Genomic DNA, 17,850 nt, shown 5'->3' with positions numbered 1-17,850 from the left:
GCACGCTTGTGGCGTCCGCGGCGCGTCCTGGCGACGCCGGCCGCCCTGGAGCACGCGCACGGCCGGGCGATGCTCGCCCGCGCGGAAGCGCTCGGGCTCCCGGTCGAGCGCCTGACGGCCAACCGCCTCACCGGCCTGCGCCAGGCCGACCCGCGCCGGGCCTACATCGAGGCGAAGGCGACGCTCGCCCTCGTCGTGGCACCGCCGACCAAGCTCCGGCTCCAGCCGATCCCGCCCTCGGCCGACTGGCGCTTCGACCTCGCCGAGGGCTGCCCGGCCCATTGCCAGTACTGCTACCTCGCCGGCTCCCTGTCGGGGCCGCCGGTGACGCGGGCCTACGCCAACCTCGACGCGATCCTGGCCAATCTCGGCGCCTATCTCGGCCAGGGCGCGGTGACCTCGGCACAGGCCGAGCGGGCGCAGGAAGGGACCACCTTCGAGGCCTCGTGCTACACCGATCCGCTGGGCATCGAGCACCTCACCGGCTCGCTCTCGGCGGCGATCCGGCATTTCGGTGCCTGGGAGACGCCGGTGCAGCTGCGCTTCACCACCAAGTTCGCCGCGGTCGAGCCGCTGCTCGACCTGCCGCACAACCGCCGCACCCGCATCCGGTTCTCGGTCAACGCCCGCACCGCGACGCGCTACGAGGGCGGCACCGCGAGCCTCGACGCGCGGCTCCAGGCGATGCGGGCCGTGGCGCTGGCGGGCTATCCCGTCGGGCTCACGATCGCGCCGATCCTGCCGGTGCCGGATTGGGAGGCCGGCTATGCCGGGCTGATCCGCGAGGCCGCTGCGGCGCTCGCCGACGTGCCCGACCTCGACCTCACCGCCGAGCTGATCACCCACCGCTTCACCCCGGGCTCAAAGCAGGTGCTCCAGGGCTGGTACCCGGGCTCCGACCTGCCGCTCGACGAGGCCGAGCGCGCGAAGAAGCTCACCAAGTTCGGCTCGGTGAAGTACGTCTTCCCCAAGGAGCTGATGCGGTCGATGCGCGACACGCTGTTTGCCGCGCTCGCCCGCGACCTGCCCGCGGCGCGGATCCTCTACTGGACCTGATCGCGCGCCGCGCCATCTCCGTCCGGCCGCGACAGGAAGCCCGCATGCCAGAGACGCCGACGCAAGATGCGCTGAAGCAAGAGGAGCCGGGACAGGACGCCCGGCAGGCGCCCCTGATCCTGACGCTCGAGTTCGACGCGGACACGTTCGCGCGGTTCGACGGCCTGCGGCGCCAACACTTCCCGAAGGCGCTCAACCGCATCCCGGCCCACGCCACGCTGTTCCACAACCTGCCCGGCGCCGCCGAGGCGGGCGTGCGCGAGACGATCGCGCTGCTCGCGCGCACCGTGCCGCCGCCCGAGGTCGCGGTGACGGGGCTGCGCTTCACCGGCCGCGGCGTGGCCTACGTCCTCGATTCCGAGCCGCTCTCGGCCTTCCGCGCGCGCCTCGCCAAGACCTTCGACGCCCACCTCACCGCCCAGGACAAGCAGGGCTGGCGCCCGCATGTCACCGTGCAGAACAAGGTCGACCCCGACACCGCCCGCGCGCTCCACGCCGCCCTCGCCGACGACTTCGCGCCGTTCCGCTTCACCGCGCCGGCCACCCGCCTGTGGCGCTACCTCGGCGGTCCCTGGGCCGAGCGGGCGCGCTTCGCCTTCGGCGAGAACGCGTGATGGTCTCGATGAATCCTCCCCACGGCGCCCGCGATCGATCGGGCACGGCGCGATGAGCCCCCCCGCCCCGCTGCGGCGCATCCCGTTCCTGTCCCACGCCACCTCCGTCTGGCTCCGGCTGCGCCTCAACGAGGTCGGGCCGTTGCTGGCGCTGATCTGCGTCAGCGGGCTCGGCTACGCCTTCGTCGCCCTGGCGCACGAGGTCGGCGAGGGTTCGACCGAGGCGCTCGACCGCAAGATCCTGCTCGCCCTGCGCAACCCGGCCGACCTGTCCGATCCGATCGGGCCGCGCTGGCTGGAGGAGACGATGCGCGACATCACCGGGCTCGGCAGCGTCTTCACCATCGTGTTCCTGACGGCGTCGGTCGCGGCCTACCTCGCCCTGTCCGGCAAGCGCCGGGTCGGCCTGTTCGTGATCGGCGCGGTCGGCGGCGGCGAGCTGGTCTCGACGGTGCTGAAGCTGTTCTACCATCGCCCGCGGCCGGACCTGGTGCCGCACGGCATGGACGTGTTCACGGCGAGCTTCCCGAGCGGCCACGCAATGATGTCGGCGATCGCCTACCTGACCCTGGCGACGCTGCTCGCGCGGATCGACCGCTACCGCCGCGTCAAGGCGCTGGTGCTGGCGCTCGGCGTCACCATGACCCTCCTCGTCGGGATCAGCCGGATCTACCTCGGCGTCCACTGGCCGAGCGACGTGCTGGCCGGCTGGTGCATCGGCGCCGCCTGGGCGGCCCTGTGCTGGTTCGTCGCGCTCCAGCTCCAGCGCAGCGGCGGCGTCGAGGCGCCGGACCCGCCGCCGGCCCGGTGACGGCCGCATGCCTGCCCGGCGCCGTTAGGGTTAACCATCACTTATACCTGACGAGACGAAGCTTTTCGTGCTCCCTTGCATTGATGAAATGCCAACAAGAGCCGGGATGACTTTCGTGACCTTGACGACGCCCAAGATCGAGCGCCGCCACAGCGACCGCCGCCGGGCCTGCCTCGGCGGCACCCTGCGCCTCGCGGCGTTCCTGCCGGAGGCTCCGTGCCGCCTGCGGGACCATTCGCTGACCGGCGCCCGCATCGTCGTCGCGGAGGACGTGGTCCTGCCGCGCGTCGTCGACCTCACGGTGACCGGCCGCAACGTGACCGGCCGCAACGAGACCCGCCGCGCCGAGGTCGTCTGGCGCGACGGCACCCAGGCCGGCCTCGCCTTCCTCGATCAACCGGCGCGCGAGGACGGCGCGGCGGCCGAGGCCCGGGCCGAGCGGGCCGAGCGCGCGGTCGTCGCCGCCGCCCGGCGCCAGGGCCTCGTCTAGCCTCAAGCCCCCCCAGACATGCGAAGGGCCCGCCGGGATGACCGGCGGGCCCTTCGTCGTTCGGTCGCTGACACGTCACATGCGGCAGGCGGCGACGCGGGCGTGGGCCTCGGGGGTCTCCAGGAGCCTGTAGGCCTCCTCAATGACCCTCTTGTCGTCTGCGTCGTACTCGCCGGGGCGAGGCTTCGGGGCCTCGGCATCAAGGCGCGCCTGAAGGGACGGCATCAGGGGCAGGCCCCCATGGATCTCCGAGAGGGACTCGGCGCGGAGATGCTGCTCGACGCGGAACGCGGGCACGAATGCCAGATTGCACCGGGCGCCAGTGTCGAGGCCGGCGAGCCAGGATGCGACGTCCCGCGGGAGCGGGGCGAGATCCCTGCCGGAGCGGCCAGTCGGGTCCATCGCGGCTCGGTTGTGCGCGATAACGAGCTCTCCGAGGCCAAGCGCGACCGGGCGCGGGCCGGCCGCGGCGCGGTTGTCGTTGGCCAGGGCGACCTCGGCGACGTCGGACGCGTGGACGGCCGGACGGGGCAGCAGGGCCCCGAGGACACCGCCGATCCCGGAAGCCGTGAGATCCAGCCCCCGAGCCGGGCCCTCCAGGCCGGCTCCGACGGCGGTAGCGGTGCGGTCGACCGCGGCCTTCGCGACGCCGGCGACGCGCTTCACGTCCCCGTACAGGGACACGGCGGCCTCGCGGGCGTCGCCAAAAATGGCGGCGATGAGAGCGGCGATGAAGGCCAGGATTTTCTTGAGGTCGATCATTGCGGGACTGCCTAAGTTGAACTGAGGGAGACGGAGAGACAGGGGCGAGGGTATCGTCAGGCCGGGGCTAGCAAGTCGCCAGCTGGGAGGCGGCGCCGGCCTCGGCGCACCGGGGCCTCGCCGAGGGCGCGCTCGCAGAGCTCGTCGGGCAGCTGCAGCCTGTGCTGATAGATCAGCGCGAGCCCGTGGGCGGCCTCGCCCCGGTCGAGGACCTCGCGCTCGGCGAGGACGTGACCGCTCCAGGTCGTGGTCTGGCTGAAACCCTCGCCGTTCTGGATGGCGGCCCAGTCCTCGTCGAGGGAGGCGAGGTAGCGCAGCCCCTCCAGGGTCGCAGCGCGCACCGCCGGGTCCTCTGACCGGGCGTAGAAGTGCGGCATCGCCGGGCGCCCGATCCTCTGCTCCGCGCGGACGCGGTTGGCCTCGGCGTTGGACAGCCAGCGCTCCGCACGCTCAAGATCGTAGGGCCCCCATTCGGCCCGGTGCGCGGTCTCGGCCGCCTCCGTCAGGGACCGGCCGAACTGCCAGGGTGCCGCCCCGACGAGCGCCTGAAGCCGCTCGCGAATCGGTCCCGCCATCTCGTCGACGCGAGCCTGCGCGGCGAGCCGGCGTTCCTCGGCCCGAGCGTTGGCCTCGTCACGGGCGGCGCGGGCCTTAGCGATTGCGGCGTCGGCCGCCGCCCTGAGCGCCGGGACGTCCACGTCCTCGGCCGAGATCCCCCACCAGCACGGCAGCAGGTTCGGGGTGCCGGCGCGGTCCGTCCAGGAGAAGACCGCCGCGACCATCAAGCCGCGCTCGGCTCGGTAGGCGTCCGAGAAGGTCTGCGGGGCCTCGTCCATGACGAAGAGCGCCATGGCGTGGCCGTAGCGGAGGCGCTCGCCGACGTGGCGCCAAGGGAAGCCGTCGAAATCGAGCGGGGGAGCGGTCAACCGGGGCATGGGGCGTGTCCACAGGGGAAATGGTTAACGCAAGATTATGCTCCGAAATAAGCCCGGCCAATAGTCTTTTTGACAAAGCTGGTGCATTGGCTGCATGTTGATATGCGTTCGCTAGGAGACCCCCGGTGCCTCGTACCCCCATGCCCCTCCATCCCCACACTTGGTCGCCCGACCTGGTCGAGCGCGTCAAAGCGCTGTGGCTCGCCGGCGTGTCCGCCCGCTCCATCTCGGCCACGCTCGCCGCCGAGGGCATCGCCCGTAGCCACAGCTCGGTCATCGGCCGGATGCGGCGCGAGAACGTCAGCTTCCAGGGCCCCGGGGCCAGCAGGACCCCCCTTGCACGTAAGCCCCACGAGGGCCCGCGGAAGGCCCCGAAGGCCCTCGTGGTTAAGGCGCCGCCGCGTCTCGATCCTCGACGTCCGAGACGGGGTCTGCCGCTGGATCGCCGGCGATCCCCGTCTGGACCCGACGGCCTGCGGGCACCCGGCCGATCTCGGCTCGCCCTACTGCCCGGCGCACCGGACCGTCGCGCCGAGGTCGCGCGAGGCCGCCTACGTCCCCGCTTTCCGGAAGGCCGCCTGATGAGCCGCATGAGCGACCGTGCCATCGACCTTCAGCACAACCACCAGGTGATGGAGCCGGACGACGAGGACGAGGCGCTGCCCCCGCACCTCGATCCGGACCGCCTCGCCGCCGAGCACCGCGCCCACGTCGAGGCGCTGCTCACCGACCTCGCCAAGCCGGAGTGATCCCCGTGCCCGAGCAGCCCCCCGCCGACGAGTTCATGACCCTCTGGGATTACGTCCCGGATCCTGGCCCGATGGTCCGCGATCCGATGTGGCGCCAGATCGCGCTGCAGGAGCTCACCCGGCCGGCCGACTGGACGCCGCCGGTCCCCCTGATCCGGGAGGCGGCCCCCCTGCCGCCGTGCGCCCGCCTGACGGCCCTCATCGACGACGCGGGCGTCGGGCGCCGGCGGCCCCGCGACGTAGCCATCGTCGAGGCCGCGATCGCGAGGAGCCTGCCGGCCGACGTGCCGACGTTCGTCTCGGCGGTTCTCTCGGTGCGCCGGGACGGCGAGGTCCTGGTCACGCGCGTGCGCCTGTTCGATGGGGGCGTCGTCGTCCTGAGAGTGGACGGGGGCCCCGAGCCCCACGTGCGTGGGTGGGATCCCGAGGGCGAGGACAGGCGCGCCTTCCACTACGTCGACGGCGCGTGGACGCGCGTCGAGAACGCCTGTGTCGGGGAGGTCATCTGATGGCGGGCGGGATCCTGACCGGTTCCGGTCTCGACGAGCTGGTGCGCCAGATCGAGGAGCTCCGGACGAGGCGCTACGAGGGGGCGTTCGACGAGGGCCTTGAGGCAGGTACGCCGCTGGGCGAGGCCGGTGCCTACGCTCAGATGGTCGCCGTCTGCGAGGACGTCCTCTGGCTCTACGGGGTCTACGGGGACGGCGAGCCGGTGGACGTGCTCGGCATCGATCGGATCGTGGAGGACCTCCCCAGGATCAGGGAGGGACGTCGGGCCCTCGTGATCCCCCGCGACCCGGAGACGCCCTGGCGCGATGCGGGGGTCATCGTCCGCTACGGCCTGCGTGTCGACATGCTGGCGGCCGAGACGGGGCCCGAGGGGCAGCGCATGTGGCGCCTGCTGACACACGAGCAGACGTGGATCAAGTTCCGCGACGACGACGGGCGGACCCACTACATCCAGGTCCGCGGGCTCCCGCCGGTCCAGCAGGCCGCGCGGCACGCGTACGAGGCCGAGGTGCGCGAAGCGGAGGCGGTCGCGGCGGCGCTGAGGTCGGCGCGGCCACGCGGGCGGGTTGCCCGGTCGTACTTGGAACTCGACGCCGCTGTTGAGCCCCTTCTGCGCAAGCTGCTGGTGCTCGATCCGGACGCCCTCGTGGGGCACGCCCTCGTCAGGATCGGCGCGTTGCCGCCCGAGTTCCGCACGGCGCGGGTCGACGCGGCGGTCCCGACGCTCGCGGCGCACCACCGCCACGCCGGGTTCGACGTCGCGACGTGCTTGCACTGGCTCCGGGTGATCCGCCGCCGGGTGGCCGCGGTCGAGGCGGCGGGGCCCAAACCGCCCCCCTCCGACGATGCCGATGCCCTCGGTAGCCTCGCGTGGTGAGGCGCCGGATCCTCCCGGGCACGCGCCAAGGCTGCGCGTTCCACCGAACACAAGGACACCTGACCATGGCCACCAAGAAGAAGCCCGCCCCGACCCCGTCCGCTCCCCTGTCGATCACGTTCGACATGAGCATCACCGAGGCCCACAGCCTCGATCGCTGCGTGATCAAGCATGGGTATCTGGTGACGGCCAGTCCGCCGTTCACGGCGAGGGATGACGGGGACTCCCACCTCTCCCGCGATCCGGAGGACGAGTTCCTGGGGGAGATCCTCGGCGTCGAGGAGGGGCGGCTCCTGCTCTTCCGCCGGCGGGACCCGGACGCGTGCCCGGCCCATTTCGGATGGCGGCCGACCTTGGGGCGGCAGTACATCGTCTTTCGGTTTTCGGAATCCGACGACGGCGATGCGTCGGCGGAGCTCCTCGAGGACGATAGCGCCGAGGCCGTCGATGACGCGATGCGGCAGATCTACCGCCGGTACCGCCCGAACCGGACCTACACGCGGACGGCCGAAACGCTGGGACTTCGAGCATGTCCCAGTAACCATCCCCCGCCGTGTTAACCGCGGCCTCTATTTGCCGTTGCAGTCGAAGCCCCCTCGATTCAGAATCGCACCATGCTCAATTCGAAGCCCACATTCGTCCTTCACGCCGGCCCGTTCGACTTCTCGGACGGCGCCCGCGACGAGGCCTCCATGGCCGGTACGGACACGCTGATGTCGCTCGACGTCGCCGCGTGGGCCCCCGAGCTAGCGGACGCCCTAGGCTTCCCGACCTTCTCCACCGCGCAGCTGCGGGCCGCGACGCGTGCCCCGGATCCTCATCGACTGAAATCGATGCAGCCCGGACACGCGATCTACACGACCCGCCAATACCTGCTCGACTGGAGAAATACGTGGCTCGCCCCAAGCAACCCTCCCGCCTTGTCTTCGACCGGAAGCGACAGGTCTGGGCAATCGCAGACTTCATCGATGGCGAGCGCTACAAGCGCAGAACACGACACGGCCTTGCAGCTCGCGGCGCGGCTCAAGAGGAGCTCGCGCTCCACATCGCGGAGCAAGGGCGCCTAGCCCGAGAGCGGCTCATGGCCTCGCCGGATCACGACGACCCGGCGAATTCCAACCCCCGCCTGGTGTCCGTCGCCGCTTGCTTGACGTTCTACGGCGCCCGCATGGAGGGCACGAAGAATGCCGCCTTGGTCGGCCAGCACATCGTCCACCTACTTCGCATCCTGAGGGGCCTGACGCTGGCGCAGATCCGTGGATCGACGTGCCGCGACTACGTCGAGAAGCGGACGAGCGAGCGCTACACGAAGCCCGGCTGGAAGATCTCGAAGCCGATCTCGACGTCGACGGCCCGGCGCGAGCTCGGGACCCTGTCGGCCGCCATCAACGCCTGGCATCGGGAGTACAACCTCTCGTCGGTTCCGGTGCTCGAACTGCCCAAGGCCTCGAAGGGCCATCCGGACTGGCTGACCGAATCGGAGTTCGAGCGCCTCCTGAAGGCGGCCTCCGGGTTCCGCTGGTTCTCCTCAGACATCGCCACGCGCGAGCCGTACTGGCAGCCGATCGAGGGCCTGCGCCACGAGCCCGGCGACCAGCTGGTGCGGTTCCTCCAGATCGCGTTCTACTCGGGCACCCGGAGCGCGGCCGTCCTCGACCTGCGCTGGCGCAAGCACAAGGTCGCCGGGTACGTGGACTTCCCGACGGTGACGATGTTCCGCGAGGGCCCCGAGGCGCCGGCATCCCGCAAGAGGCAGCCCCCGTGCCGGATCCACGATCGCCTGCTCCCGCTCCTCAAGGAGTGGCGCGAGGAGGACCTGGCGGCCGGCGTGTCGCGCGTCGTCCATCGGAACGGTGCCGCCGTGAAGCGGGTCAGCAAGGGGTTCAGGATGGCCGCGATCCGGGCCTGCCTGGACCGGCGCGACATCGACGGGACGCACCGCGTCACCGACCTGTCGGCCGGCCTCGCCGCCGACCTGCCCGAGGAGGAGGAGGGCTACCTCTCGGAGGAGGCCGAGGGCGACGCCGACGAGATGGGTTGGCCGACGCCGCACATCCTCCGGCACTCCAGGGCAACGATCATGCTCCGCGCCGGCGTGCCTCCGGTGGAGGTGAGCGAGTACCTCGGCATGTCGCTGGCCATGGTCCTCAAGGTCTACGGCCACACGTCGAGCGCCTACCAGAAGGCGGCTGCGGCGGCCTGACGCGGAGCTTTATTTTTTACAAGCACCCCTTGCTTTCGGCCCCGTTGCTTGTATATTTACAAGCAACGGGGAGACGGTCTCCCCGAGGGAACCGCACCGATGTCCAAACTCACCGCCGCCAACGTCGCCCACAACCAGGCCGTCGAGCACGCCCTGAACGAAATCATCACCCAGTCCGACCTCGACACCGCGCTCGCCGAGATCGCGGCCCTCTCCGCCCCCACCGAGACCGCCACGGTCGACCTCGACGACCTCGGCTCCGATGCGATCGCGGTGCTGGGCGACGGCTCGGTCCTCTGCTGGGGCAATGAGCACAGGATCAACGGCCGCACGTACCGCGACATCGTCGTCGCCGGCGGCGCCGAGGACGGCCATGGCGTCATGAACGCCGAGCTCCAGGCCGAGATCTGGGAGGACTCCCAGGTCTGCGCCGACTGAGGGCGCGGACCGGCCGGGGGATCGCCCCCCGGCCTCAGGCGAGAACCCTACCCCCAGCACAGAGGATCCGGACATGGCCAGGATGGTGGACTTCGACAACGACGGCGTGGACTTCGACGACGGCCTGCGCCTGACGACCGAGGGCGAGTTCAGGTTCGACGGCAATTGGATCGTCCGGGTCGGCGTCTACCGCCGCTACGAGGGCGAGCGGGACTTCGAGCGCGAGGCGACCGTGCACGTGCGCACCGGCCCGACGGCCCGCACGATCGAGGCCTCCGTGCTGCGCAAGCGCGCCGAGCGCCGCCTCTCCGGCGACTGAGGCCCGCCCCTCGGGAGGGGTGAGAGACCTCCCGATCCCGGGCCTCAGGACCGAACCCAGCCCTTCCGGAAGGACCACACCCATGAAAGCTGCCATCCCCGCCATCGAGGCCGTGCTCGCCGCGTCCCCGTCCCGGGACGAGGACGCGACCGTCTACGCCATGTTCGGCGCCCTCGGCACGATCGACGCCGAGGGTCGGGCCGCCGCCAAACGCGCCTTCCCGGAGCACCCCGCCGTTGCCGCGATCCTCACGTTCGACTTCTGCACCTCCGACGACCACGCTACCGTCGCCGCCGCCCTGGAGCCGCACGCCGCCGCGGCACCGACGCTGCGCCAGTCGACCGAGGACGACGAGTGGACGGCCGCTGAGAGGGCCGTCTACGCCGCCAGGACCTTCGTCGGAGAGGTAGCTCGGATGACCGGCCACGGACGCGCCGGCCACGACCGCTGGGAGGCACGCGAGCACTTGATTGCGACTCTGCGAAACCTGCAGGTGCGCCATCTTGAGGAGGTCGCGTGCGATCGCATCGGCCAGTTCCCCGGGTACGACGTCCGCGGTCAGGGGTGGTGGGCGTGGGGCGCGCCGGGAGGCATGAGCATCCAAGTCCGCGTGGGTGGCAGGCCGATCCTCTCGCTCCCCGGAGACGTCACGCGCCGCGAGGTCGAGATGGCGATCCTCGGCTGGAAGGCCGGCAACGACCAGGGCCTGCACGAGGGCGCCGAGCGCATCCGCCGGGGGATCAAAAACCTCCTCGAAGTCGAGGCCGCCTGAAGCCTGCACCTCCACCGGCCCCCCATCACGGGGCGGCCGGTGTAGAATTGAAACGCCCGTCCTGCGCAGGAGCCCGCACCGTGTCCTTCGATTTCCCCAAGCCGATCCGCGAGGCCAAGGTCGACCTCTCGGGTTTGACCGAGGCTCAAATCCTCATCCGACGGGGCGTCATCAGCCTCGGCGAGCGAGCCTTCGGGCCGCGCTGGCAGAGCTTCTTCGCGACGGCGCTCTCGGAAGTTGCGGGCCGGCGCATCACCCAGGCGCAGGTGTCGCAGTGGATTTCGGGCTCCCGCCCCGTGCCCGATGCCCTGTTCGAGCCCACTCGGCGTCTCGCGATCCGAGCGGCCGAGGACCTGGAACGCCGCGCGGCCGAGATCCGGATGGAGTGGGCCCCGGCGGCGCCGGAGGAGGACAAAGCCGACCTCGCGACACTGGCCTGAGGGCGGGCCCTGCGTCGGAAGGACCAGGGACTAGACAAGCGTAGTCGAAAGTCGATATAGGGGGCTATGTCGACTTTCGAGGTACACCATGGCTGAGGACGTCCGGCTCTCCGACACGACCCTGCGCGCGCTCAAGTTCCTGCTCTCGGCTCCCCTTGAGGGGAGGTCGGGCGCGGAGATCAGCAAGTCCGCCCGCATCGGGTCGGGGACGATGTACCCCATGCTCGCCCGGCTGGAGACCGCCGGCTGGGTCGAGGGGAAGTGGGAGGAGGTGGAACCGAGCGAGGCCGGGAGGCCGAGGCGACGGTTCTACACGCTGACGATGGCAGGGCGCGCCCGGGCCCGTGCCGCGTTCGCCGAGTACCAGGTCGCGCCGGAAGGAGCCCTCGCATGGAACTCCTGATCGGGCTGCTCATGAACATCCTGGGCGCGGACCTCTACGACCGCTGCCCGAGGCTCGCCCGCTTCCTCATCCGCAAGGCGGCCGCCCGGCTGCCGGAGGGCAAGCGGGAGTCCTACGCCGAGGAGTGGTCATCGCACCTCGCCGACTGCGACACCAAGCTCGATCAGCTCCGGCATGCTCTCGGCTGCTGGTGGAGCGTCGGCGGGATCCTGAGGACCGAGCCGCAGCCAAAGCGGGCTTACAGCCTCGACGCGCTCATCCTCGGCTCCGGCCTCATGCTGGTCGGATCCACCGCGGAGGCGATCATGTCCGCGATGGCCGGCGCGCCCTGGCTGTACCTGGTGAGCTACCTGTTCCAGATCCTGCCGGGAGCCTTCGTCGTCGTCCTGGGGATCCGGATGCGTCTGAAGGATGGGCGGTACGTGTATATCTGACGCCCGGAGCGGGGTCCCGGAATGGCCCCGCAATTACGAAATCCGGCCCGCATGGCCGTGCATGGCGCTCGATCCAATCGAACGGCGTTGCATGGGAATTGACGGGCCGGACGCCGGTCCCTAGGAAAGTTGCGGCGGGGTGAGAGCCTTGCCAAGGTTGGGGTCGAGGGTTCGAATCCCTTCGCCCGCTCCAATTTATTCAACCGTTTGAGTGACTTAAGGGCTGCCTCCGGGCGGCCCTTGTCGTTTGTGCTACGTCCCGGAAGCAGGGCGGAAGCAACTGAGGTTGATTGCAGGTGGACGGACGGCGGCAGCGTGCCGCATCATGGCCTTCGCTCGCGACTGTCCGATGAGCGTGCGGAATAAGAGAGCGTCCGTGCAGAGCAAACTCGCGAAGACGATCATCGGAGCGGTCATAGCCGTCGCCCTGGCTGTCGCTGTATCCTATGGCCTGATCAGCCAGCAGACCGCCGACAAGGTGCAGACGCAGGCCGACCAGACGCTGCAGACTGGAGCGGGCGTTCCGCCAGCGACGCCAGGTCAACCGGCACCAGCCCCGGCGCCGGAGCCTTCTGGACAGCAGCCTTCTCAACTCGGCTCCCCCCTACAGAACCCTACCCCGGCGCAACGGCAGTGATCGCAGACCAGCCCGAGCCGAGGCCTTCCCGGCCGGAGGCGATCAGGCGGCTACTAAAGTATGCTCTTGAACCTAGAGTCTGATGCAATCTTATGACTGCTTCAAAGATTTTCAATTTCCGGACTATTGGATTTTCGAAGAAAGATTTAGCAATTATTCCTAAGTATCATTTTGGATTTATGACTGCTGCAAGTCTTGCCGCAAACGATCAAGCTATATTCCTTAAATTGTATATTTTGAGCATGCGATCTTTAAGTGACAATTCTGTGTTAAATCAATATACATCCGTTCAATCTAGCATTATACAGCGCACCTTGATTGCTAAAACATACGAATTTATGCGACTTTTTGACAGGTTCAACGCGCAAATTTCCATTGAGACGGACAAGGAATTTGCGCCATTTATGAAAATGGCCACAAAAAGAGTGGCGAGTGCTCGCAATGGGCCAGTATGGGACCTAGTTAAGAAAATTAGAAACAAGATGACCAATCACTACGATATTGATCATCTGGATCCATTTCTAACAGCAAAAGAATTTCCTGAAGATTACGAATTTAATATACACTTACATAACCAAACAGGAAATACCTTATACATTTTTTCAGAAGAACTCTCGTACCTGTCTTTTCTTTATGAAGAGGAAAGCGAAGGTGTTACTCCATACCAAGTAATGAATTGGTTATTAAAAACTAGCAGAACATTAACGCAGCTTCACCAGAAGTACATGTTCAAACTAATTAGCTCTAAACTTCCAGGTAAACTTGGCGGAGAACAAAAACTGTTGGTCGATGATAATTGCTTATGGGAATTGGGCGACAATCTTCCGCTTTTAAATGTAGAGACTTCGTAGGACCGCGATGCGTGCGCGGCGCAGGGGTTAAAGTTACTCCATGGCTGGTCTCTGACACCCAGCCATCAAAAACTGCATGCAAGATTTGTTGCGTAAGCACTTGCCGTGTGCACCGGCCAACAGCGAACTATCGACTAAATTGCAAGGTACATCACACTCGTGCCTCCCACCGCCTAAGCGCCTCGACAACCGCACCCCGGCGGCTATCCTGCCGGGATGAGCCACCCATTGAAACACTGATTTCGATCACTCTTCGCCCAGCAAGGCTGTAGAGCGATCAACTCGTGGAGGGGTGATGGGCACATGGCCTAGCGAGGATTTTATGTCCGACAACAAGCCGCAAATGTCTTTAGCTGACAAAGCTCGGGCGCAAACTGCCCGGGCAGTAGAGGCACAGGAAAGATCTGATTTCGAGAAAAAGGAAAAAATTCGAGTTACAGGCTCAGTTTTGAAAAACTTCGTTGCCATCCAGCAGGATATTCAAGTAGTTGCAAATCGAATAAACAAGGAACTTGATGGAACTGGCGTTAGCATTGACATAGCAATGTTGCGCAACGACCCACACAACAGCATTGGATCTATAAAAGTTTCCGTCGATAGAGAGAGGCAGCAGATAAGCTTTCAAAAGATGGTAATAGTCTTTTTTCCAGAGGGATTTGCAACGGTGGCCTGGAAAATACCGACCGTAAAAATCGAGCCCTCTACTCCTATCGATAGCAGAAATGTGACGATTTTAGATCTAGAAGCAATCATTCGACATTTTCTAGACATTTGCTTGAGTGTCTAAAAATAAATGCTGCAGTCATGCCATTAGTTTTCGTCGTCGTTTATGTTTTAGCTTAGCTACATTCTATTCTCGTTCTATAAAACAAAGGAAGGATTTATCATCCAATGAATTTGGGTAAAATATTCGAGTTCTTTGGGAAGGCATTTTTGATAGGAGCGGCATTAACATCTTTCGGATCAGCGATTTATCTTTGCTACGTTGATAAAGTTGCAGGAGCTACTTTATGTGCCGCCCTGTTCGGCGCAAATCTTCTATTTTATTATTTTCCGCAACTAGAAAGCTTCAAAGCAATCGGTGTCGAGGCAAAACTTCGGCAAAGGTTGGATGAGGCTGCCGAAATTTTGCAAAATATTAAAGCACTTGCGGCGGTTTCGGCACAGCAAACATATTACCAGTTGGGTTGGGGAAACCGAATGGCGTCTGCGTCCGAGCGGACCAAGAGTGGGATGGCAGAGGAGACCAACAAAGTATTGGAAAAATTAGGTTTTACGAATGCAGAGCGCAAAAAGCTGCAAGATCCATACATCAGGTTTATCTCTGTGGATATTTACTATATCATTTCTCATATAGTCGGATATTTGCTTCGCGAAAAATCTGCGGAGGCGAGAACTGAAGCGCAATCCATATTTGGCTCTAATGTGGTAGATCAGTCATCTCCCAAGTATGGTCGATATGTCGAATTGAATGATTATTTATCAAAAATCGATAGCTCCCATATGCGACTAGAAGACAAATTAGAAGATCCTTCTATATTAAATCTGCGAGAGTTACTTGAAGATGATATACCATATGATATTTTGACTGAAAGAGAAGCTCAGATCATCAGAAAAATTTCAAATGAAGCGTCGACTATTTTCGAAGCCTGCAAAGACGGCGGAAGACTTACGCTCGAAGCGGAACGGTTTACGAGCCGCGTTGAAGGGGTTGATAGCTCTCAGGCTATCTATGAAAAATATTTTGGCAAAAAGATGAGTTTCAACATTTGACAAACCTCAGTTTGATAGATTAGTTAATATTTTATAGTGCGGATGACATCGCTAGCGTCATCAAAACAATCTTGCGCTTTAGTTAAATGGAAGCAAAATTTTTGACTCATGGCCATCACGATGAGATACTAACGACCGAACCTAATTCGGATGTCACGTGGCCGCCTCTGGCTGCGCAGGTGCATTGCCCAGGTCGTAGAAGCCATCGTTCTTCGTGGCGTCGCCCCTGCGCTGCTCCCAGGCCAGGGTATTGATCAGGTCGAGCGTCGTGGTGGTCCCGGCGTTCGTATCCTGCGTGTAGGCGTAGCCAGCGACCTTCAGCGTCTCGGTCGCACCCTCCGTCGGGAAGAGCATGGGCGACTTCACCGTCACGCCGTCGGACGGGTCCCATAGGCCGCCCACGCCGGGCTTCAGCCAGCCCGCGTAGGTGAGCTGCAACTGCAGGGCCATGCTCTGCAGGACGGCCGCCTCCCAGTTCGTGCGCAGCTGCGTGCCCTTCTGGTCGAGCGGCATCTCGGCCAGCACCTTGCGCATCGCCCCCGGCGTGCCGCCCTTCACCGACGCCTTAGCCTGGATCTCGGCGGCCGACCTTCCGAACAAGCTGTCAGAGCCAGGCTGCTGCGAGTTCGAGACGAGCGACTCTACCGCTAGGTGGCGCAGCTGGCAGTTCGCCGAGAGGATGTTTTGCCCTTCGACGAAGGCGACCATGCTGCTGCCAGACTTTGGACCAGCCACCACGTCGCCGGCCGCATCGGCGTAGAAGAACAGGTTGCGCTGCCGGCACAGCCGCGAGATCAGATCGAACGGCGTCTCGCCGTACTGGACCATCACGTTGGGGAAGGGCGTGTCCCAGCCATCCGATCCGTTCTCGACCCGGAACTTGATCCCGTAGGGCTTCAGCACCGAGTTCGCGATGGCATCCAAACGATAGCCCCGGAACTGGCCGGTGCCGCCGTTGATGCTGGCCTCCGTGATCAGCCCGGCCTTGCCATAGCCGGTGACCTGCACGGCATGCCGATTGGCATCGAACACGGCTTGCCGATCGCGGATGTAGCCCTGCTGGATCACCACCTGCCCAGCCAAGGCGATGTCGACCCGGTCGCCAGGCTTCAGCTTCATGCTGGCAACTGCGCTCGGCTCGGCGCAGACGAGGCGGAAGGATCGGATCCAGCCCTCATTCATGAAGTTCTGCTCGACCTGGACCTGCATCCAGTCGCGGTAGGTGCCGCCCTCGGTGCGCACCTCGCAGATAAGATCGGGATCCGGCATCAGATCGCCTCCACCTGGCGGCTCTTCGAGACGGTCGTCTCCTTGAACAGGTCGCCCATCGAGGTCCGGGCCCGGGTGCCGGGCGGGAAGCCGTTGAGGTCGATCGTCATCCGGTGGTCCTGAGGCGGCGCCTTCGCCACCGGTGCCTCGTCGCCGTAGAACCGGCGCATCATGCTGTCGCCGGTGCGCTCGCCCGAGCCATCAGCAGAGGCCGTCGCTCCGCCGTCGGAGCCATCGGCCCGCAACAGCGCGACGCCCTTCCGGCGATGCGGCCCCATCTGGTTGTCGACCTTCTCGCGAACCGTGCCCGGCGCTCCGCCGGCTGCCGCGTCCCGCATCTGCAGGTGCCGCTCAGACACGCCGCCGGCATTGATCGCGCCGTAGACCTGATGGATGCCCATGCCCGGGCGGACGCCGCGGTCGCGCAGGTAGCGCGTGACCGCCTTCATCTGCTCGCCGGGCGACATGTCCTGCGTGACGCCGTACTTTTCGCGCTGCGGCTGGCCCCACTGGATCAGGCCACGATGCTGACCCCACTTCGTGGTCGGGCCGCGCTTCCACGGATCGAAGGTGCCGGCGGTCTCATAGGAGATGACGGTCGCCAGATCCTCGGCGCTGATGCCGAGATCCTTGGCCGACTGCTTGATCCCAGCCGCAAGCCCATCCGGGTACTTCGCGGCGAGCGGGCCTTCCACCGACCGGCCGGCTCCGCCCCGATCCAGGGTCCCGCGATACGGCATCGGGGCACGGGGCGAGATCGCCGCTCCACCGCCACCGCCGTCCAATGGCCGGGGCAGACCAAGCGGGGGGATGGTGCCGACGCCGCCGTAGCCGCCTGGGCTGCCACCGCCGCCCATGCCGCCGTAGCTGGCGCGATGAATGAGGGGGTTGCCGCCGCCGACAACGCCGGAGAACCCCGATGGCTGAGCCGTCGCGCCACCAGAGGTCCGCAGCTTCTCAAGCTCATCGCCGACGCGACGAAGCTCCTCCGTCATCCGATCGCGCTTGCGGGCGTAGTCCGGCGCGTTCGGGTTGGAGTCGAGAAGCTTGCGCTGCTGCTCGATGGAGTCGCGCTTGCCCTCCAGTTCGCCACGGGTCAGCGGCTTGCTGCTGCCGCCGCCTAAGAGCGGCTTGAACTCGACGTTCTTCGACGGGTCGCCGAGGCCGATGAACTCCTTGAATTTCTCGTAGGTGCGGACGATCGCTTCGAACTCCTGCACCGTGGTGCGGGCGAACTTGCCGATCTCCTCAAGCTGCTTGGCGAAGGCCGCCATCGTCTCCGCGGAGCCGAACTTCTCGACGAGGGCGGACAGCTGTTCGAGCAGCGGGGCCAGGGCCTCGGTGCGCAGGCCGTCCATGTTCTCGCGGACCCGGCTCAATGCCGTCTCGAACCGCTGGGCAGCCTTCACCTGGGCGTCCGTGGTCTGGCCCTGGGCCTTCAGGATCTCGTCCATCACCGCCCGGTAGCGGCCGGTTAGCTGGCCGGCGACGGCAGCGATCTGGTCAG

The 17,850-nt window shown here is 65.8% G+C and carries 23 protein-coding genes and 1 pseudogene; 20 read left to right on the top strand and 4 right to left on the bottom strand.

Translation table 11 applies throughout. From position 1 onward, the window contains the following. From FV230_RS12970 to FV230_RS12955, 4 genes are all read left to right on the top strand, one after another. Window positions 1-1,056: spore photoproduct lyase family protein (locus FV230_RS12970; protein WP_147842687.1), on the top strand; the 1,056-nt coding region annotated here is incomplete at its 5' end. A gap of 44 nt (window positions 1,057-1,100) precedes the next feature. Further along, window positions 1,101-1,670, top strand: a complete 570-nt coding sequence (locus tag FV230_RS12965; protein WP_147842686.1) for a 2'-5' RNA ligase family protein — start codon at window positions 1,101-1,103, stop codon at window positions 1,668-1,670. Between the two features lie 52 nt (window positions 1,671-1,722). Further along, window positions 1,723-2,481, top strand: a complete 759-nt coding sequence (locus tag FV230_RS12960) for a phosphatase PAP2 family protein (protein WP_147842685.1) — start codon at window positions 1,723-1,725, stop codon at window positions 2,479-2,481. 115 nt (window positions 2,482-2,596) lie between these two features. Next, on the top strand, window positions 2,597-2,971 hold the full coding sequence (locus FV230_RS12955) for a PilZ domain-containing protein (RefSeq protein ID WP_187275484.1): 375 nt from the start codon (window positions 2,597-2,599) through the stop codon (window positions 2,969-2,971). Window positions 2,972-3,046: 75 nt separating this feature from the next. On the opposite strand, the gene FV230_RS12950 is transcribed toward FV230_RS12955, so the two are convergent. Together FV230_RS12950 and FV230_RS12945 are read right to left on the bottom strand one after the other, a co-directional pair. Then, the gene (locus FV230_RS12950) at window positions 3,047-3,733 is read right to left on the bottom strand and encodes a hypothetical protein (RefSeq protein WP_147842683.1); all 687 of its coding nucleotides are present in this window, start codon (window positions 3,731-3,733) and stop codon (window positions 3,047-3,049) included. A 56-nt stretch (window positions 3,734-3,789) separates the two neighbouring features. Beyond that, the gene (locus tag FV230_RS12945) at window positions 3,790-4,668 is read right to left on the bottom strand and encodes a hypothetical protein (RefSeq protein WP_147842682.1); all 879 of its coding nucleotides are present in this window, start codon (window positions 4,666-4,668) and stop codon (window positions 3,790-3,792) included. Window positions 4,669-5,258: 590 nt separating this feature from the next. On the opposite strand from FV230_RS12945, the gene FV230_RS29625 reads away from it, so the two are divergent. From FV230_RS29625 to FV230_RS12870, 16 genes are all read left to right on the top strand, one after another. Next, the gene (locus tag FV230_RS29625; protein WP_187274963.1) at window positions 5,259-5,417 is read left to right on the top strand and encodes a hypothetical protein; all 159 of its coding nucleotides are present in this window, start codon (window positions 5,259-5,261) and stop codon (window positions 5,415-5,417) included. Window positions 5,418-5,422: 5 nt separating this feature from the next. Continuing rightward, window positions 5,423-5,926, top strand: coding sequence for a hypothetical protein (locus FV230_RS12935; protein ID WP_147842680.1), 504 nt, complete (start codon window positions 5,423-5,425; stop codon window positions 5,924-5,926). Then, window positions 5,926-6,804 carry a hypothetical protein gene (locus FV230_RS12930; protein ID WP_147842679.1) on the top strand — a complete coding sequence of 293 codons (879 nt, stop codon included), beginning with the start codon at window positions 5,926-5,928 and terminating at the stop codon, window positions 6,802-6,804. The genes FV230_RS12935 and FV230_RS12930 overlap by 1 nt, the downstream gene beginning before the upstream one ends. Before the next feature lie 65 nt (window positions 6,805-6,869). Then, the gene (locus tag FV230_RS12925) at window positions 6,870-7,364 is read left to right on the top strand and encodes a hypothetical protein (RefSeq protein ID WP_147842678.1); all 495 of its coding nucleotides are present in this window, start codon (window positions 6,870-6,872) and stop codon (window positions 7,362-7,364) included. A gap of 54 nt (window positions 7,365-7,418) precedes the next feature. Next, a complete protein-coding gene (locus tag FV230_RS30755; RefSeq protein ID WP_056250404.1) occupies window positions 7,419-7,871 on the top strand; it encodes a hypothetical protein in 453 nt (150 codons plus the stop codon). A 14-nt stretch (window positions 7,872-7,885) separates the two neighbouring features. Next, the gene (locus tag FV230_RS12920) at window positions 7,886-9,007 is read left to right on the top strand and encodes an integrase (RefSeq protein ID WP_243924973.1); all 1,122 of its coding nucleotides are present in this window, start codon (window positions 7,886-7,888) and stop codon (window positions 9,005-9,007) included. A gap of 99 nt (window positions 9,008-9,106) precedes the next feature. Next, window positions 9,107-9,445: a hypothetical protein gene (locus FV230_RS12915; protein ID WP_056250399.1), complete on the top strand. Its 339-nt coding sequence runs from the start codon at window positions 9,107-9,109 to the stop codon at window positions 9,443-9,445. Window positions 9,446-9,518: 73 nt separating this feature from the next. Further along, entirely contained in the window at window positions 9,519-9,764 is a 246-nt protein-coding gene (locus tag FV230_RS12910; protein ID WP_147842676.1) for a hypothetical protein, read from the top strand. Between the two features lie 82 nt (window positions 9,765-9,846). Further along, window positions 9,847-10,536: a hypothetical protein gene (locus FV230_RS12905; RefSeq protein WP_147842675.1), complete on the top strand. Its 690-nt coding sequence runs from the start codon at window positions 9,847-9,849 to the stop codon at window positions 10,534-10,536. A gap of 80 nt (window positions 10,537-10,616) precedes the next feature. After that, window positions 10,617-10,976, top strand: a complete 360-nt coding sequence (locus tag FV230_RS12900) for a hypothetical protein (protein WP_056250392.1) — start codon at window positions 10,617-10,619, stop codon at window positions 10,974-10,976. An 88-nt stretch (window positions 10,977-11,064) separates the two neighbouring features. Beyond that, entirely contained in the window at window positions 11,065-11,379 is a 315-nt protein-coding gene (locus tag FV230_RS12895; protein ID WP_056250390.1) for a helix-turn-helix transcriptional regulator, read from the top strand. Next, complete coding sequence (locus FV230_RS12890) at window positions 11,367-11,813, top strand: hypothetical protein (RefSeq protein ID WP_056250388.1); 447 nt, start codon at window positions 11,367-11,369, stop codon at window positions 11,811-11,813. The genes FV230_RS12895 and FV230_RS12890 overlap by 13 nt, the downstream gene beginning before the upstream one ends. A 376-nt stretch (window positions 11,814-12,189) precedes the next feature. Next, the gene (locus FV230_RS30750; RefSeq protein ID WP_147842674.1) at window positions 12,190-12,450 is read left to right on the top strand and encodes a hypothetical protein; all 261 of its coding nucleotides are present in this window, start codon (window positions 12,190-12,192) and stop codon (window positions 12,448-12,450) included. A 92-nt stretch (window positions 12,451-12,542) separates the two neighbouring features. Next, window positions 12,543-13,301 (top strand): hypothetical protein, encoded by a 759-nt coding sequence (locus FV230_RS12880; RefSeq protein ID WP_147842673.1) that lies wholly within the window; start codon window positions 12,543-12,545, stop codon window positions 13,299-13,301. Window positions 13,302-13,623: 322 nt separating this feature from the next. After that, a complete protein-coding gene (locus FV230_RS12875; protein ID WP_147842672.1) occupies window positions 13,624-14,088 on the top strand; it encodes a hypothetical protein in 465 nt (154 codons plus the stop codon). Between the two features lie 104 nt (window positions 14,089-14,192). Continuing rightward, window positions 14,193-15,074 carry a hypothetical protein gene (locus FV230_RS12870; protein WP_147842671.1) on the top strand — a complete coding sequence of 294 codons (882 nt, stop codon included), beginning with the start codon at window positions 14,193-14,195 and terminating at the stop codon, window positions 15,072-15,074. 153 nt (window positions 15,075-15,227) lie between these two features. Here the strand turns inward: FV230_RS12870 and FV230_RS12865 are convergent, their stop codons facing one another. Continuing rightward, complete coding sequence (locus FV230_RS12865; protein WP_147842670.1) at window positions 15,228-16,343, bottom strand: phage baseplate assembly protein; 1,116 nt, start codon at window positions 16,341-16,343, stop codon at window positions 15,228-15,230. Continuing rightward, a pseudogene (locus tag FV230_RS29620) lies at window positions 16,343-17,850 on the bottom strand (hypothetical protein); the annotation flags it as partial. The pseudogene FV230_RS29620 and the gene FV230_RS12865, both read right to left, overlap by 1 nt.

The organism is Methylobacterium sp. WL6 (genome assembly GCF_008040095.1).
In the GTDB taxonomy this organism is placed as follows: domain Bacteria; phylum Pseudomonadota; class Alphaproteobacteria; order Rhizobiales; family Beijerinckiaceae; genus Methylobacterium.
This window is presented reverse-complemented; position numbering and strand designations above follow the sequence as displayed.

What these genes read in the sequence shown, in the direction of transcription:
- FV230_RS12965 (WP_147842686.1), top strand. Translation starts at nt 1,101, where the DNA reads ATGCCAGAGACGCCGACGCAAGATGCGCTGAAGCAAGAGGAGCCGGGA.
- FV230_RS12960 (WP_147842685.1), top strand. Translation starts at nt 1,723, where the DNA reads ATGAGCCCCCCCGCCCCGCTGCGGCGCATCCCGTTCCTGTCCCACGCC.
- FV230_RS12950 (WP_147842683.1), bottom strand. Translation starts at nt 3,733, where the DNA reads ATGATCGACCTCAAGAAAATCCTGGCCTTCATCGCCGCTCTCATCGCC.
- FV230_RS12945 (WP_147842682.1), bottom strand. Translation starts at nt 4,668, where the DNA reads ATGCCCCGGTTGACCGCTCCCCCGCTCGATTTCGACGGCTTCCCTTGG.
- FV230_RS29625 (WP_187274963.1), top strand. Translation starts at nt 5,259, where the DNA reads ATGAGCGACCGTGCCATCGACCTTCAGCACAACCACCAGGTGATGGAG.
- FV230_RS12930 (WP_147842679.1), top strand. Translation starts at nt 5,926, where the DNA reads ATGGCGGGCGGGATCCTGACCGGTTCCGGTCTCGACGAGCTGGTGCGC.
- FV230_RS12925 (WP_147842678.1), top strand. Translation starts at nt 6,870, where the DNA reads ATGGCCACCAAGAAGAAGCCCGCCCCGACCCCGTCCGCTCCCCTGTCG.
- FV230_RS30755 (WP_056250404.1), top strand. Translation starts at nt 7,419, where the DNA reads ATGCTCAATTCGAAGCCCACATTCGTCCTTCACGCCGGCCCGTTCGAC.
- FV230_RS12920 (WP_243924973.1), top strand. Translation starts at nt 7,886, where the DNA reads ATGGCCTCGCCGGATCACGACGACCCGGCGAATTCCAACCCCCGCCTG.
- FV230_RS12915 (WP_056250399.1), top strand. Translation starts at nt 9,107, where the DNA reads ATGTCCAAACTCACCGCCGCCAACGTCGCCCACAACCAGGCCGTCGAG.
- FV230_RS12910 (WP_147842676.1), top strand. Translation starts at nt 9,519, where the DNA reads ATGGCCAGGATGGTGGACTTCGACAACGACGGCGTGGACTTCGACGAC.
- FV230_RS12905 (WP_147842675.1), top strand. Translation starts at nt 9,847, where the DNA reads ATGAAAGCTGCCATCCCCGCCATCGAGGCCGTGCTCGCCGCGTCCCCG.
- FV230_RS12895 (WP_056250390.1), top strand. Translation starts at nt 11,065, where the DNA reads ATGGCTGAGGACGTCCGGCTCTCCGACACGACCCTGCGCGCGCTCAAG.
- FV230_RS12890 (WP_056250388.1), top strand. Translation starts at nt 11,367, where the DNA reads ATGGAACTCCTGATCGGGCTGCTCATGAACATCCTGGGCGCGGACCTC.
- FV230_RS12880 (WP_147842673.1), top strand. Translation starts at nt 12,543, where the DNA reads ATGACTGCTTCAAAGATTTTCAATTTCCGGACTATTGGATTTTCGAAG.
- FV230_RS12875 (WP_147842672.1), top strand. Translation starts at nt 13,624, where the DNA reads ATGTCCGACAACAAGCCGCAAATGTCTTTAGCTGACAAAGCTCGGGCG.
- FV230_RS12870 (WP_147842671.1), top strand. Translation starts at nt 14,193, where the DNA reads ATGAATTTGGGTAAAATATTCGAGTTCTTTGGGAAGGCATTTTTGATA.
- FV230_RS12865 (WP_147842670.1), bottom strand. Translation starts at nt 16,343, where the DNA reads ATGCCGGATCCCGATCTTATCTGCGAGGTGCGCACCGAGGGCGGCACC.